The organism is Chengkuizengella sp. SCS-71B (assembly GCF_040100845.1).
Classification (GTDB): domain Bacteria; phylum Bacillota; class Bacilli; order Paenibacillales; family KCTC-33759; genus Chengkuizengella.
The window spans coordinates 3807025-3822597 of the sequence record NZ_JAZHSH010000001.1; the positions used below are offsets into that span (position 1 = coordinate 3807025).

The window sequence follows — 15573 nt, forward strand, 5'->3', positions numbered from 1 at the left end:
ATTTAGATTTAAAAACAACGAAAGGTGATTACTCTATGTGTGGTTTTGTTGGCTTTGCAGATACAAGTTTACCTATTGATAAAACAAAAACAATCCAGGATATGATGAATACTATTGTTCATAGAGGCCCTGACAGTGGCGGGGTCTTTTCTGATGAAAAAGTGACCTTTGGATTCAGGCGTTTGATGATCATAGATTTGGTGGAAGAAGGAAATCAGCCTATGTACAATGAAGATGAGAGCTGTATTCTTATCTTTAACGGCGAAATTTATAATTATCAAGAGTTACGTGATGATCTCATCAAAAAAGGACATGAATTTATTAGTAAAACAGATAGTGAGGTTATTCTTCATGGTTATGAAGAATATGGCGTTGATATTTTACAGAAATTAAGAGGCATGTTTGCATTTGCTATTTGGGATTCCAAAAAAGAAACAATGTTCCTAGCAAGAGATTTTTTTGGGATCAAACCTTTGTATTATACTCAAAATACATCAGATCATTCCTTTATATTTGGCTCAGAAATTAAATCCATTTTAAAACATCCAAGTTATAAAAAGGAAATGAATAAGGATGCTCTAAAACCTTATCTTACCTTCCAATATTCTGTTATGGATGAAACATTTTTCAAAGGGATATATAAACTGAAACCTGGTCATTATATGTTATATAAAAAAGGAGAAATTGAAATCAATCCGTTCTGGGATGCCAATTTTTCTGAGAAAGAAAATAGCTTGAATTATTACGTTGAGCAAATCAAAAAAACATTAGAAGAATCAGTTAAATACCATAAAATTAGTGATGTGAAAGTAGGTTCTTTTTTATCAGGTGGGGTCGATTCAAGTTATATTACATCCCTATTAAATCCGAATAAAACGTTCTCTGTTGGCTTCCAAGATCATGAGGGAATTTTTAATGAAACCAATCTAGCAAAGGATTTATCTGATATTTTACACATTGAAAATCATAAAAAAATAATTAATGCAGATGAATGTTTTAAAATGCTGCCAACCATCCAGTATCACATGGATGAACCACAGTCTAATCCCTCATCTGTTCCCTTATATTTTTTAGCTGAATTAGCAAGTAAACATGTAACTGTAGTGTTATCTGGGGAGGGTGCTGATGAAATTTTTGGTGGTTACGCATGGTATCAAGCAACACCTGCTATGCGTAAATATGAAAAACTCCCTTTAACTATTCGACGCCCAGTCTCAAAAATAAGTCAAAAACTTCCTAGAAATAGAATCACTGCTTTTTTAGAAAAAGGTGGGCAAAAAGTAGAAGAAAAATTTATTGGTCAAGCCAAGGTTTTTGAGGAAAAAGATGCTTTGAAAGTTCTAAAAGAGGATTACAAAAACAGTCCTTCTATCCTAGACATTACTAAACAAGTTTATGATAAAGTAAATGACAAAGATAATCTTACAAAAATGCAATATGTGGATCTGAAGTTATGGCTGCCAGGAGATATTTTACTAAAAGCGGACAAAATGAGCTCAGCCCATTCCATTGAGCTGCGAGTTCCATTCTTAGATAAAGTTGTTATGGAGCTAGCTTCAGAACTTCCTGCAGACCAACGTGTAAATGAATTAAATACAAAACATGCACTAAGAACAGCAGCAAAGGAATCACTGCCTGAAGAATGGGCAAACCGCCCAAAGGTTGGCTTTCCTGTACCCATTCGATATTGGTTAAGAGAAGAAAAGTACTACAATATCGTAAAAGAAATGTTTCAATCAGATATAGCAGAGCAATTTTTTAATACAGATGAACTTATGAGATATCTTAATGACCATTATGAAGAGAAACACAACTATGCAAGATATATATGGACGGTTTACGTATTTCTTATATGGTACAAAGAGTTCTTCACATGAACCTTTCATAACTTAAGTATCAAATGTTCTTGGCTTGTACTAGGAGGAGATTATGATCAATATATTAAAACAAGTTGCAGCAATATTTATGCTCACTTCAACTGTCTTTTTCTTTCCAAACACTTCTGAATTAATAAAAAATGAGGCGACAAACCATGTTGAAATAGACAATAGTAGTGAGAAAAAAGGCAGCATATCTATTTTAAATATTGATAGCAACTCTGGATCTCCTATTCAAAATACGGTACATATGGTAATAAACGAAAATGGAGCCATAGTTGAAATGTTAGTAACAGATAAAATGGGCAGAGCTACGTCAACCATGTTTGATTTTGGTAAACGTTATACGATTAGACAAGATAAAATTATGATTCCATATGTCTTAAACAGTCAAGAATATGATCTGATTATTAATAATGAACAACAGAACTTGACATTTAAAAATGACATGTTTGATTTTGTAAAAGGTACAGAAGTCATAGAAGAGGGGCACATAAAAATCACGGAATTATTTTTACCATTTAAGCCTATCTTACAGCTTCCTGAATTGCCTCAAGGCTGTGAAATTACTGCACTGACCTCTGTCCTTCATTTCTTTGATTATGAAGTTACTAAAACGGAGATGGCAGATAATTACTTACCCCAAGAGCAATTAATAAGAAAGAACAACGTACTATATGGTCCGAATCCATATAAAGCATATGCTGGTAATCCAAGAAAACTAAGAGCTGGTCTTTTTTCATATACTCCTCCTATTATTCAAGCAGCCGATCGCTATTTTGATGACGTTGATGGCAATTACAAAGCTTTTGATTTAACTGGAAGCTCAAGAGAAGACATAATAGAGCAACTTAATAATGGAATCCCTATTATGGTATGGGCAACTATAGATCTTAAGAAACCTAAATTAGATATTGCATGGTATTTTTATGATTCTGGAGAATATTTTTTAGCCCCATCCAATTTGCATGTCATGGTATTACACGGATATGATCAAAACAATGTACATGTAATGGATCCTCTAAAAGGTGAAGTTATGTATGATGCTAATACATTTTTTGACAGTTACTATTCTTTAGGAAGTCATGCTATGATGGTTACTAAAGGTGATGCATTATAAGCCACACGATATTAAATTCATACAAGTCAATGAAAAACTGTAAACTAAAGTAGGGTGAATTTATGGAACATAAAATCTTAGGTGTAATCGGTGGTATGGGACCGAAGGCAACATCCGTTTTTTTTGATAAAGTAGTTGAAAAGACAGAAGCACATAAAGACCAAGATCATATTGATATGGTCATCCTAAATCATGCTACTATCCCAGATCGAACTTCTGTGATATTAGAGAAAAATGAGAAAATGTTTATTACAGCCATAAAAAAAGATATAGAACTGCTTGAAGCAGCCAAGGTTGATCATATAGCTATACCCTGTAATACTTCACACTATTTCTATGAAGACCTTCAAAAAATGACCGATATAGATATTATCCATATGGTAGATGAAACAGTTAAAAAAATAGTTGAAACTTATGGTGCGAATTGCAAGGTTGGAATTATGGCTACAAGTGGAACCATAAGCAGTGGAATCTATGATAAAAGCGCAACAAAATTCAACATAGACTTAAGTGTGCCAAATCAAACCCTGCAAGATCAAATCATGAAGATCATCTATAACGATATAAAAAATGACTTAACAGCGGATACAAATGAGATCGAAGCTATCATCCATGACTTTATATTTAAACAAAATTGCAGCTGTGTGATCTTAGCATGTACTGAGTTTTCTTGCATAAAATTAAGTGAAGAAATTCAAAGTTACTGTATTGATGCAATGGACGTGCTTGTAGAAAGATCTATAGAGTTATCTGGAAAACAATTGAAGAGTTTGCAACAAAATAAATCAAACGCTGCGATCATCTAAAGAATGAAGATAATTATTTATTATTTTATTTATACTTAAAATATAGGCGCCCATAGGCGTCTATTCTACTTTACTTTCATAAATTTATGATGATAAATCTATGTTGAAGAAATATTCGATATTAAATGTGCGTTTCAAGACATAGATAGTGAAGGTGATATGAGAAATTGTTTTATTTAAACCGTCGCATAAAATGCTGAGTTTCTAATGGAGGGGTTGCACCTAGTTCCTTTTTTAATAATTTAACGTAATCATCATAATAACTTCTAAGACGATTCAGTTCATCAAGATCCGACGAATACAGCTTTAATAACATTAGATTGAGTTTATCGTGTAGAGGATATAGGGATAGAAATGTTTTTAATATCTTCTCTGCCTCATCGAACTCTCCTTTACTATAATAATAATGTGCAATCTGCCGCGTTAATGAACTGTATTGTTTCTCTAATTGTTCCTCCAAACCTATTTTCCATATATAATCCTTCAATCCAAATAAAGGACCTTTGTATAACTTAAATACTCGTTCACTTTCAACCAAGTTTTCTTCCGATATAGCAGAAGCAGAATGATATTGTAAGTATTCTCGAAATTCATCAACATCACTTTTAACGTTTGACATGTCTAACATATAACCTTCATTAACCTTTTTTAAAGTGATCCATTTACTATGTTCTTTCAAGGTTTTTTTTAATCGGTAAATCGTATTATACAAATTTTGGATCGAACGATGACCATCTATGTCTGCCCATAACAATTCGGTTAATCTCCACTTACTAACGACTTGATTAGGATGAATAAGAAAATAGGCTAAAAGCTCCTCTGTTTTTCTAGTAGGAAATTTTATAACTACTTGTTTCTCATTTCTAATCTCAAATGTCCCTAAGCAAAAAATGGATTCTTTCTGATTTTGTGATGTTTTATCTTTTATTACACGCATATGGTTATGATTTTTCAATAAACGATTTGTTACACGTTCAATCTCCTCTGGTGTTATAGGTTTTAGAATATAATCAACCGCTGGGACTTTAAAGGCCTCTATAGCATACTGTTCATAAGCAGTTGTAAAAACAATTTGAATATCCTCATCTGCTTCAAGTACTTTTTCTGCTAATTCCAAACCCATCATTTCTGGCATCTCAATATCCAGAAAAGCAACATCTGGTTTTAATGATGGCAACTCAGCTAATGCTTGTAGAGGATTAGTAAAACAGCCTACAATGGTTAATTGCTTATTTCTTTCAATAACAATCTTCATTAAATTTAGAATCAGTTGTTCATCTTCTACAATCATCACTTTCAGCAAAATAGTCACTCCTTAGATCATCACTCTTATATCATTTTAGGTAACCGCAATGTCACCTTCGAACCTTGGTCTATTACTGAATTCACCTTAATGAATGACTCTGAAATCGATTCTAATCGTTTCTTTATATTTGTCATCCCAATTCCAGAGTTGTTTATTTCACCTTGTTCAAACTGTTTAAGAATATCATCTCGCATCCCCACACCATTATCTTCTATGACTACTTCAATACTTTCCTCTTTTTCAAGAATGGTTAAGGTCACCTGACCTTTCCCTTTTTTCTTAAAAAGACCATGGCGGATCGCATTTTCTACAAAAGGTTGGATACACAGAGATGGAACAATAACGTCTTCGAGACCTTCAGCCATTTGATAACTAAAATCAAAACGATCAAATCTAGCTTTTTCAATTTCAACATACGCTTTTATTAAATCCATTTCTCTATGCAGAGGAATAAACATCGTTTTATGATTCGTACTATAAATCACTCTTAAATATTGACTTAAATGATTTAACAAGCGAGCTGCCTTATGCCCATCTGTGTAACAACAAGAAATAATATTACTCATCGCATTATATAAAAAATGCGGTTTAATTTGCGCCTGCAAAAAGGCCATTTCATTATGAAAAGCTTCTTCCATCGAGGTTTTCATTGAAAGCAGCGTTTGAATTCTAGCTAAAATCGTATGACTATCAAACGGTTTGGTAATATAGTCATTCGCTCCAGCTTTAAACCCTAATTCAATATCTTCTGATCGATCCTTTGCCGTTGCAAATAAGATTGGTAATTCTAGCAAGGAATGCGTCTCCCGAATGGCTCGACACAGCTCGATCCCGGACATAACAGGCATCATTACATCCAATATGGCAAGGTCAATGTCATGATATTTTTCCATCTTCCTTAAGGCTTCTTTCCCAGAAAATGCAGTGATGACGTTATACCCCTGTTTAGATAATAGATTCAATAAGACTTGGATGTTGGTAGATTCATCATCTACGATGAGAATCGTTTGATCATACGCTTGTACACTATCAAAATCATGTTGTGGTAGTGGGCTAGAGTTCGAAGAAATATGGGGTTGTGCCCGTGTATCTTCACTACCTTTTTGTTCTGAATACTCCGCTTTAGGCAAAGTAAAAGCCACTCTCGTTCCTTGTCCAACTTCAGACCAATCCACCCTGATCTCGCCATTCATTTTGTTAATGAGCTGTCTACTAATATATAATCCTAATCCCATACTTTGATAACCATCCTGCGGAGAAAGCTGATCCAACTGTTCAAAATAACCAAAGACCTCTTCTTGTTTCTCTTCGGGTATTCCGATCCCTGTATCCTCGACATACAAATACACCTTATTATCTACTGGTTTGGAAGTAATGATGATTTCCCCATGCTCTGTATGTTTAATCGCATTATAAATCAAATTATATAAAATTTGACGCAGTCTATTTTCATCCGCTACTACGAAGACAGAATCCTTTATGTTGCTTATCAACTGAATAGGTTTCCCTTTGATCTCAAAAGCAAGTACATCAAGTACGATTTGAGTAGATACTTTGAGATCCACTGTAGTGGATTGTAACCTGAATTCTCCATTTCTCAAGCGAGTAACATCAATTAAATCGTTCACTAGATTGGAAAGCTTGAGCGAAGTATCATGAATGAGCGAAAGATTCTCGTTATATTTCTTTGACATTCTCCCTTTTTCTTCTTCAAGCAAAAAGGAAGAAATATTAATAATACCGTGCAGTGGTGTTCTTAACTCATGAGACGTTTTCGCTAAAAATTCATCCTTTACTTGATCAACTTTCAATAGTTCTTCCGATAATTGCGTATTTCTTTTGAACGCATTTGAATAACGCAAAGACATTAATAAAGCAAACATTAACAATAAAACAAACGGCTCAAAAGGAAATGACAAGATGAAATTTTCTACCCCTACGGTTACTAAGAAATACTGCTTTAACATAGGTATACTCATTGCCACTGAGCCAACAATCAAGTATACTGCACCTTCCATCTTCTGTAAAAACGCTAAGCACATGACATACGTTGCATACATCATAGAAATAAACATATACACATAAGTAACGATAAGCATCCATGACGGAATATTTCTCGGGAACAATATTTCATAAATGATAATAGCTACACCTACTGCAACGACAAACCACACCAACCTCTTTGATGATACATGTTTAAAATAAGTATAGATATACAATATTAATGATAGATGTGCAGCCATATAGCTTACATATCGAAGTCTGGGCATGAGCCATATTGGAGTATCAGGAAAGACCATGAACCATACGGCTTCACCATTAACAGCGTAATATACCCCCATTGCTAAGCAATATATTGAGAAGAAAAGCAAGAAGATATCGTTGTTCCATTGACCATACAATCCAATGAAATAAAGCCCCATAATTAGAAAAATACTAATCGTAATCCAATTATTCATCACTAAGGAATCACGCAGGCTTGATATTTGCTCCTGAGTCCCAAATTTTAAGGAGATATAGATACCACCACCAAGCGCAAAAGCTTTATTTTCCACCTGCAAAATAATTTCATTGACACCACTATTCATTGTGGCATAACGAACGTACGGTAAACGAGGCGAGGATATGGGATTGTCAGCTATTAATTCTCCATTCACAAATAACTTAGTTCCATGTAATATGTCAGTTTTGATACCAAATGTCTGACTATTTCCTTCCATTTTGATTTTTACTCGATAGGTTGCTACCCCAATGGCATCCATGGTTTCACCATCAAGATCATAACTTGTCCAATACGGCTCAGGAACAGGAACAATATAAGGTTTTAACTCACCTTGCTTGCTTTCATCAAAATCAATAGGCTCTAATAATTGATAGGGATAAAACTCCCATTCTCCAACAAGGGGTATATTCCCGTCCTCTTTAAAATCCCATTCTGATAAGTTCAATACCCCATTTTCTGCAGTAGGAGTATCTTGGTTAGGTGGAGATATAAGCAGAGTCAACACTCCGAAGATGGTTAATGCTATTAATAATAGTAGCAGTACAGCCGCTAATTTAGTTTTCATGTAATACCTCACAATATCCTAATCATTTTTAACATAAATAGAATTATACTCTATTAATCTTAATATATATTATAGTTTTTAAGCTTTAATGCATTTTCCCAAAATCACTAAGTTACTTTTCATGAAGGATTTGAACCATGGTGTATGCTATTTCAACTAAGAATTCACGTGTTGCGTTCAACCTATAATTCTCTCGATCTTCTATAAACTCCCACTGTATCGCTGCAACCACATATTTCTCAGCCCAGTCACTTACATACCCAGTATTCTCTTGTCCAGCCTCGTCTATTTCTAATCCTTTCACAGAAGCATATCCTTCTACCAACATTTTAATAACCTGTTCATAAGTGATATTTCCAGTTGGGTTAAATTGACCGTTGCCTACTCCATTTGTAATACCTGCTTTGGATGCTGCTTCGATATATTTATAGGACCAACGTTCTTTGTTAACATCTGTAAAGTGAGCATCTTGGGCGGAGTCTGTTAGATCCAATCCAAATAGTAAAACAATAATTTTAGCTGCTTGTTCTCTTGTCATTTGATCTTCTAGATGCGGTAAACCATCTGAATAACCACTAAAGATATCTAATGCTTTTAATACTTCAAACTTTTCTTCTGTCGTTAATTCTTTTTCAGTGGTTATTTCTTCTTCCGCTTCATCCTTAGTATTGTCATCGTTGCTACCACCGTTGTTACTTCCTCCACTAGAAGTTGACCGTGGACTCACAGCATTCGACTCCTCTGAAGCTTCACTTTTACCTACGCTATTGATGGCTTTGACCGTAAAGGAGTAATTCGTGCCATTAGAAAGACCGGTAATGGTCATCGGGCTCTCTGTTCCAATCTCCTTGATGTTCCCAGGTAAAGCTGAGACTTCATAACCGGTTATTTCACTTCCTCCATCATCTGTTGGCGGTGTAAATTGAACGGTCACTTTCCCATTTTTCCCTGCTGTTGCTGTGATATTGGTAGGAGCCGTTGGAACGGTTTTCGGTGTAGCATTCACTTCCTCCGACTCATCACTCTCTCCACTTTCATTGATCGCTGTCACCACAAAGAAATAACCGGTGCCATTCGTTAGGTTTTTCACATCATATAATGGACTGCTTACTGTGCCCATCGCTTCGCCATAATTGCCAGATGTGGTGCTTTGGTATACTTTATATTGTGTCGCACCTTTGATCTCAGCCCACGTTAGGTTTACTTGCTTGTTGCCTTCCATCACGTTTATGACCCCAGGCTCTGCTGGTACGGTGATGGCAGAGACCTCGACGGATGCTTCACTGCTGCCCTCACTATTCATAGCTATTACAGTAAAGCTATATTCCGTTCCATCCTCAAGATCATCTACGATAATCGGACTTTCTGTTCCTGTTTTCGTGATTCCAGATGAGGATGTCACCTTATATCCAGTGATTTCACTTCCTCCATTATCGGCAGGAGTTGTAAATTTAACCTCAATCTCACCTTTTCCGCCTATTACTGTGACATTGGTTGGAGCAGATGGGACTGTTTTTTCTCTTGTGACTATAAGGGTGTATTCTTTCGTTGTTGTTCCATCTTCTGCGGTGACGATGACTTTGATCGTATTGTCACCCACTTTTAGATCACTTGGACTTCCCTCTATCGTTGCGTTTGCTTTTTCATGTTCTGTTGTTGGTGTAACTGTAATGGATGTTATATCGTTGGCTACAGATACTTCATAATCTATTTTTTCCGGATCGAATGATGGGTTTAATGTGCCTTTACTTACGGTTAAGTCACTTAAGTTTGCATTCATGAAAGCTTCAATTATTGCTCTTGCCTTTGATACTCTTTCTTCTAATGCTGTTTTATCCTCACTATCAGAAAGGGCTGACAATGTGTTTTCTGCTTTCTTTAATGCTTCTTCAGCTTTTATAAGATTTTCTTTTTCTGCTAAATCTTCCTTCACTGCATTTTCTAACTCCGTGACTACCTTATCGTATAAAATCCATGTGCCCACATTCGTCTCTCCAGAAATGTTACTTCCTACACCTACCACTGTTCCGTCCGATTTTATACCTACTGTATGAGCATATCCTGCTGCTACCTGCTCGATATCTGTCCATCTAGACACATCCGTCTGTCCATACTTTCTATCTCCTACGGCTACCACTGTTCCGTCTGATTTTAAACCTACTGTATAATAAGATCCTGCTGCTACCTGCTCGATATCTGTCCATCCAGACACATTCGTCTGTCCAACATCGTTACTTCCTACGGCTACCACTGTTCCGTCTGATTTCAAGCCTACGGTATGATTAGATCCTGCTGCTACCTGCTCGATATCTGTCCATCCAGACACATTCGTCTGTCCAACATCGTTACTTCCTACGGCTACCACTGTTCCGTCTGATTTTAAACCTACGGTATGAGCATATCCTGCTGCTACCTGCTCGATATCTGTCCATCCAGACACATTCGTCTGTCCATAAAAGTTAAATCCTACGGCTACCACTGTTCCGTCTGATTTTAAACCTACGGTATGATTAGATCCTGCTGCTACCTGCTCGATATCTGTCCATCCAGACACATTCGTCTGTCCAACATCGTTACTTCCTACGGCTACCACTGTTCCGTCTGATTTCAAGCCTACGGTATGATAACCTCTTGCTGCTACCTGCTCGATATCTGTCCATCTAGACACATTCATCTGTCCATAATCGTTACTTCCTACGGCTACCACTGTTCCGTCTGATTTTAAACCTACGGTATGATTAGATCCTACTGCAATAAGTGTTGGTACTAATTCGGTTTGATTTGGAGCAAACATCAAGATACCAGCACTTACTGTTAAATTACTTAAATTGCTTAAATTTGGGTTTTTACTAGAGTTATCGAGTTGATCCCCGCCTAAATTGAATGGTGTTGTGAATTCTTCATTTATTACACCCTCACCCCCATTTGCCATTACATGCATCTGTTGTTGAAATACAGGTTGAATACATAAGACCATGACTAAAAAAAGTGATATCATTTTATAAAACGGATTTTTCACTTGTTCTTTCTCCCTTCACAATACGGATCATTCTGTTCAAAAAAATTACAATACCATTTCAACTTTTTTTTCTGTCTATTACTTCCCTCCCTCCTATTCTGAATACAAATGAATGAGGTAAAGCAATCTCACCCAATGAAATTGAAAAATATAGGTTTCTTCGCCTTGTAGTTTGAATTTAGCAAAGCTTTATTCAAAATTGACGAACATTCAAATTATAAATAACGGTTCTCGCAAAAAACTCTCAAAAGTCTGGTTTTTGAACCTCTTAGTCTCATGAAATTTTGTATAACATGATTTATTGTATTTGTTTTTTATGATGGATTCATGGCATGAAAAAAAAGACAATTAGATCAAATCTAATGTCTCCATAAAATTAAACAAATGAAGCTTTTAATAGTTCCAAACGATAGATTGCATGATTTCAAATTGTCTCCGAAATGTCCATAAACTTTATTCTTAATTAAAAAAGCTGGTCTATTATTAACTATTAAAATTTACACTTCAAACATATAGCTAATGTTATTTTATTAAACTCGATAAATCCCCACTTACCGTTAGTTTTAATCTCAATTATTCCTACCAATAATTAATTAAATAACACATAAAAAGTACAGTTTCTGATAGGAATATCAACTACCAATATCATCGTTAACAAGTTCTATAGAAATGATATTGTACTGTGTAAGACATTATGATGAGCATAGACCTGTTTACCAATTTTGAATGAATAAACTAATTGAACCATTATTACTGATACCGTAATCAGTACTTTCTCCAACAACGTTATTGTTATTCCAACATTATTCTTTTTGAATAATTTATTATAAAGAGTTTTCACTCGATCACCTCATATTGAAAAAAATGACCTCGATTCAATACGTTCAAAACCGAAGCCATTTATTAATTCCTGTAATCTAACAAATGTAATCAGATCAGAAACATCAAGGAATAACTATTGGAGTGATTGTTAATTCTGTTTCTCCTGACTCGTTCCCTACAGAATCAATTAATACAACAGTAGCATTTGGATCAATTGCATTGCTAAAATCAAACTCTACTTCATTTGAATTGACATCTTTCTTAAGGGTAGTCCCTGAATTTGTCACTTCAACTTCTTTTACATTGTTTTCTAAATTTTTAAATACTAATTTTTTTTCTGTTACATCATAATACACATCATTCAAATCAGAATCATTGACATCCATTGGTACTCCATTATTTAAGTCATTTGGTGCTACAGTATCTACATAAATCGTTTTATCTGCTGGCTCTGAAATGTTTCCAGCTTCATCAATTGCATATACGTAGTACTCCTCACCAACTTTATCCTTAAATAAATCATCTCTACTATAATCTATAGTATAATTTCCACCTTCTATTATATCTAAAGCTATAATATACTGATTTTCTAAACCGAGACTGTCAGTTGGATCATCATCTGAAGATAACAGTAGATCTACTCCATATTCTGAATAATCATCGAGCCCAACTGTTGTGGATAATGAAGTTCTATTATTAATAGTAACAGTAACATTATCACCGTTATCATTTAAAATGGGTTGGGCTACTTGGGTATCTATTGTTATACTTTCATCTGTTTGAATTGTTTTATCCTCCCCGATTTTTACAGAAATATCATATATGCCATCAGCCCAACCTCTTAAATCAATTTCAATCCATACAGATTGATCAACACTTGATGTTTTTTCTTCACCAGAGTTGTGAGTCAAAATGATTTCTATATCTTGATTTGGATTCCCTCTATATTCCCAATAAGAGAACGGGAATGAATCCATAACCTCTTTATTAAAAACAAAAACAGTATCTTCAGAATTCACTAATAGATTTGCACTAATGGTATGATCTGCTTTTTCAGAAATATTATTAGGGTCTTCAACATCGATGGCGTAAACATAATAGACATCTTCTAAACTATAAGAACATTGTTGTTGTCCACCACATTCTTCAAATAAAGGAGCCTCGCCTGTTATATCAAAGTACATATATGAAAGAGCAATTACTCCTTCTGGAGATACATTGGATTCAATGATGATTGTTCTATTATCATCTTCATCTTCTAGTCCCTCTAACCCATCCGTAGGGTCTGCATCTGTACTTATCACAAGCTGAACTGTATCATTATCATCATTATTTTTAATTGTTGTTGAACCATATTCAGGAGATTGTTGCGATTGTTGCTCAAATAAGGAAGAATGATTCAAAAACTTTACGTTATTTCCATTTACATAATCGCTATTTGGATTTAATATTGGTTTTTCGATTGGATCAGATGGTTCTGGTTCTGGTTCTGGCGTAGTTCGTGAAGGAGAAGTAGTGACTTTAATCTTTTTCACTTCAATTTCAACTACTATAAAATCATTTAAATCACCCATTAAGTCATTTACAGATCCTTTTTTAATATAAATATATACTTTACCTTCTGGGAATTTATTTTCTTTAAAAGTGAGCTTCAATTCATTCCCATCGATTGAAATCTCACCTTGTTCTTTATCTTTTTCATCAACCGGGTATGCATTACACGTATGGAAGTAGTTTTTAAAATAATCATCATTTACTTCAATATCTTCACTAAAAATTAGAGTGACACCTGTCATTGTTGCATCTTTATAATCAACAACATGTGGTAGTTCTAAATTAGGTTGGATATCAAGTGCGATATATGTTTCATAAGCAGAATCAACTAAGAAATTACGGTCTCCATCGATTTTGTAATCCTCTTGTTCATTGATTAATTTCCACTCTAACGCTTGAGCTACATATTTTTGCGCCCATCCACTTACACTTGGACCCACATAGCCAGATTCATCAATTTCTAAACCTTTGTATTTCGCATACCCTACAACCAATAATTTTGCAAATTGTTCCTTGGTTACATTATTTTTAGGATCAAATAAACCTTTTCCGATTCCATCAATAATTCCAGCAGCAGTCCCTACTTCGATATAGGGATATGCCCAGTTCCCTTCGATTTTCACATCCGAATAGGTTCCTGTTTCTGGGGGTTCTGACGGATTAAGTATAAATAATAACGTAATTACTTTCGCCGCTTGCTCACGTAACATATCATCATCTAAATGAGGTAAACAATCACCATAACCATCAAAAACACCTTTTCCTCTCAACACATCAAATTTCTCTTCTACTGTTAACTCATCCACTGCTGAAATATAAGATACCATTGAAAAAAACATGGCAAATGTCAGTAATATTGATATGATTTTTTTCATTTTTTATTCTCCTCCTAATTCTTGTTCAATCCACAATATGATTTGATATGACTTCTGCTCTGCGTTTTTGATATTCGACTAAATCCCCCCTCCTTTTTTTCCAAACCAACTATTTCTGAAGATAAGATAAATACACCCCGTAGAATTGAAAAATATAGATTTCTGCTTCACCCAATTAGTGCGAATTTAACTACGCTTTAGTTCGAAATTGGCGAACATTACAATTATAAATGGCACTTCTCGCAAAAAACTCTCAAAAGTCTGGTTTGATAATTGGAAAATTACTGCTATTATTCATGAAGTAATGGAGGAGTTTAATATCTATTTAACAAATGAGGAGGATCAACATTAACTGCGAGAAGTGATTCGGTTATAATGGATAGCAAATAGAAGTAAACACTCTAGTAAAGTGAGCTTGAATTTAGTCGTTTTTATAGCTGTTTTACTATGCATAACAAAAAACTGTCCTATTCATCATTGGACAGAATATAGTGTATTTATTCTTTTTATAGAGAGGTTCTTCAAAATGCGGTTCTATCTATGTAGTTGTGTAATTCCAGGTGTATCTGTTAATCAATCAACCCTTTTAATTTTTTTTCTAATACTTCAGGTTCAACTGACCCAAGCACTTTATCTACAATCATCCCATCCTTATCAATAAAATACGTAGTTGGAATGGCTTGTACAATATATGCATCAGAAACCTCTGCATCTTCATCCATCAATACAGGAAATTGGAATCCATATGTTTCTGCAAATTTTTTGGCACTTTTTAATGAGTCCTCTGCGGTAATATTTATTGCAACAATTTCTATGTCTGGTTGATACTTGTCGTACAATTTCACAAGCTCAGGTGCTTCTAATTTACAAGGACCACACCATGATGCCCAAAAATTAATAATCATTGGTTTATCCAAATCATTGTCAAATTTGTAAATCTCATTATTTTGTAGCGTTTTTAAAGTAAATGTTGGGGCCTCTCCTCCAATTTCTGCAAACATTTTATTTCTTAATGCTACACTTCGAGCCTCCTCTTCTCCATTAAAAACAAGTATGCCTATGATGGCCACGCTTAGTAAGAGTGCGCTAATGATCCATTTCCTCATCAATGTTCATTTCTCCTTTA

8 protein-coding genes and 1 pseudogene are annotated in these 15573 nt (G+C 34.8%); 3 read left to right on the forward strand and 6 right to left on the reverse strand.

The genetic code is table 11. The annotated features are described in order from the left end of the window. Positions 1–35 precede the first annotated feature (35 nt). The 3 genes from asnB (at position 36) to VQL36_RS18650 (ending at position 3803) form a co-directional block, all read left to right on the forward strand. A complete protein-coding gene (gene asnB, locus VQL36_RS18640; RefSeq protein WP_349250742.1) occupies positions 36–1877 on the forward strand; it encodes an asparagine synthase (glutamine-hydrolyzing) in 1842 nt (613 codons plus the stop codon). Positions 1878–1929: 52 nt separating this feature from the next. After that, positions 1930–2997: a C39 family peptidase gene (locus VQL36_RS18645; protein WP_349250743.1), complete on the forward strand. Its 1068-nt coding sequence runs from the start codon at positions 1930–1932 to the stop codon at positions 2995–2997. 62 nt (positions 2998–3059) lie between these two features. Beyond that, positions 3060–3803 (forward strand): aspartate/glutamate racemase family protein, encoded by a 744-nt coding sequence (locus tag VQL36_RS18650; RefSeq protein ID WP_349250744.1) that lies wholly within the window; start codon positions 3060–3062, stop codon positions 3801–3803. 172 nt (positions 3804–3975) lie between these two features. Here the strand turns inward: VQL36_RS18650 and VQL36_RS18655 are convergent, their stop codons facing one another. The 6 genes and pseudogenes from VQL36_RS18655 to VQL36_RS18680 form a co-directional block, all read right to left on the reverse strand. Beyond that, positions 3976–5097: a response regulator gene (locus tag VQL36_RS18655; protein WP_349251219.1), complete on the reverse strand. Its 1122-nt coding sequence runs from the start codon at positions 5095–5097 to the stop codon at positions 3976–3978. 35 nt (positions 5098–5132) lie between these two features. Beyond that, positions 5133–8177: an ATP-binding protein gene (locus VQL36_RS18660; RefSeq protein ID WP_349250745.1), complete on the reverse strand. Its 3045-nt coding sequence runs from the start codon at positions 8175–8177 to the stop codon at positions 5133–5135. A 112-nt stretch (positions 8178–8289) separates the two neighbouring features. Next, the gene (locus VQL36_RS18665) at positions 8290–9957 is read right to left on the reverse strand and encodes a fibronectin type III domain-containing protein (RefSeq protein WP_349251220.1); all 1668 of its coding nucleotides are present in this window, start codon (positions 9955–9957) and stop codon (positions 8290–8292) included. Between the two features lie 192 nt (positions 9958–10149). Continuing rightward, a pseudogene (locus VQL36_RS18670) lies at positions 10150–10971 on the reverse strand (RCC1 domain-containing protein); the annotation flags it as partial. A gap of 1169 nt (positions 10972–12140) precedes the next feature. Continuing rightward, positions 12141–14447 (reverse strand): S-layer homology domain-containing protein, encoded by a 2307-nt coding sequence (locus VQL36_RS18675; protein ID WP_349250746.1) that lies wholly within the window; start codon positions 14445–14447, stop codon positions 12141–12143. Positions 14448–15016: 569 nt separating this feature from the next. After that, positions 15017–15553, reverse strand: coding sequence for a TlpA disulfide reductase family protein (locus tag VQL36_RS18680; protein ID WP_349250747.1), 537 nt, complete (start codon positions 15551–15553; stop codon positions 15017–15019). Positions 15554–15573 lie beyond the last annotated feature (20 nt).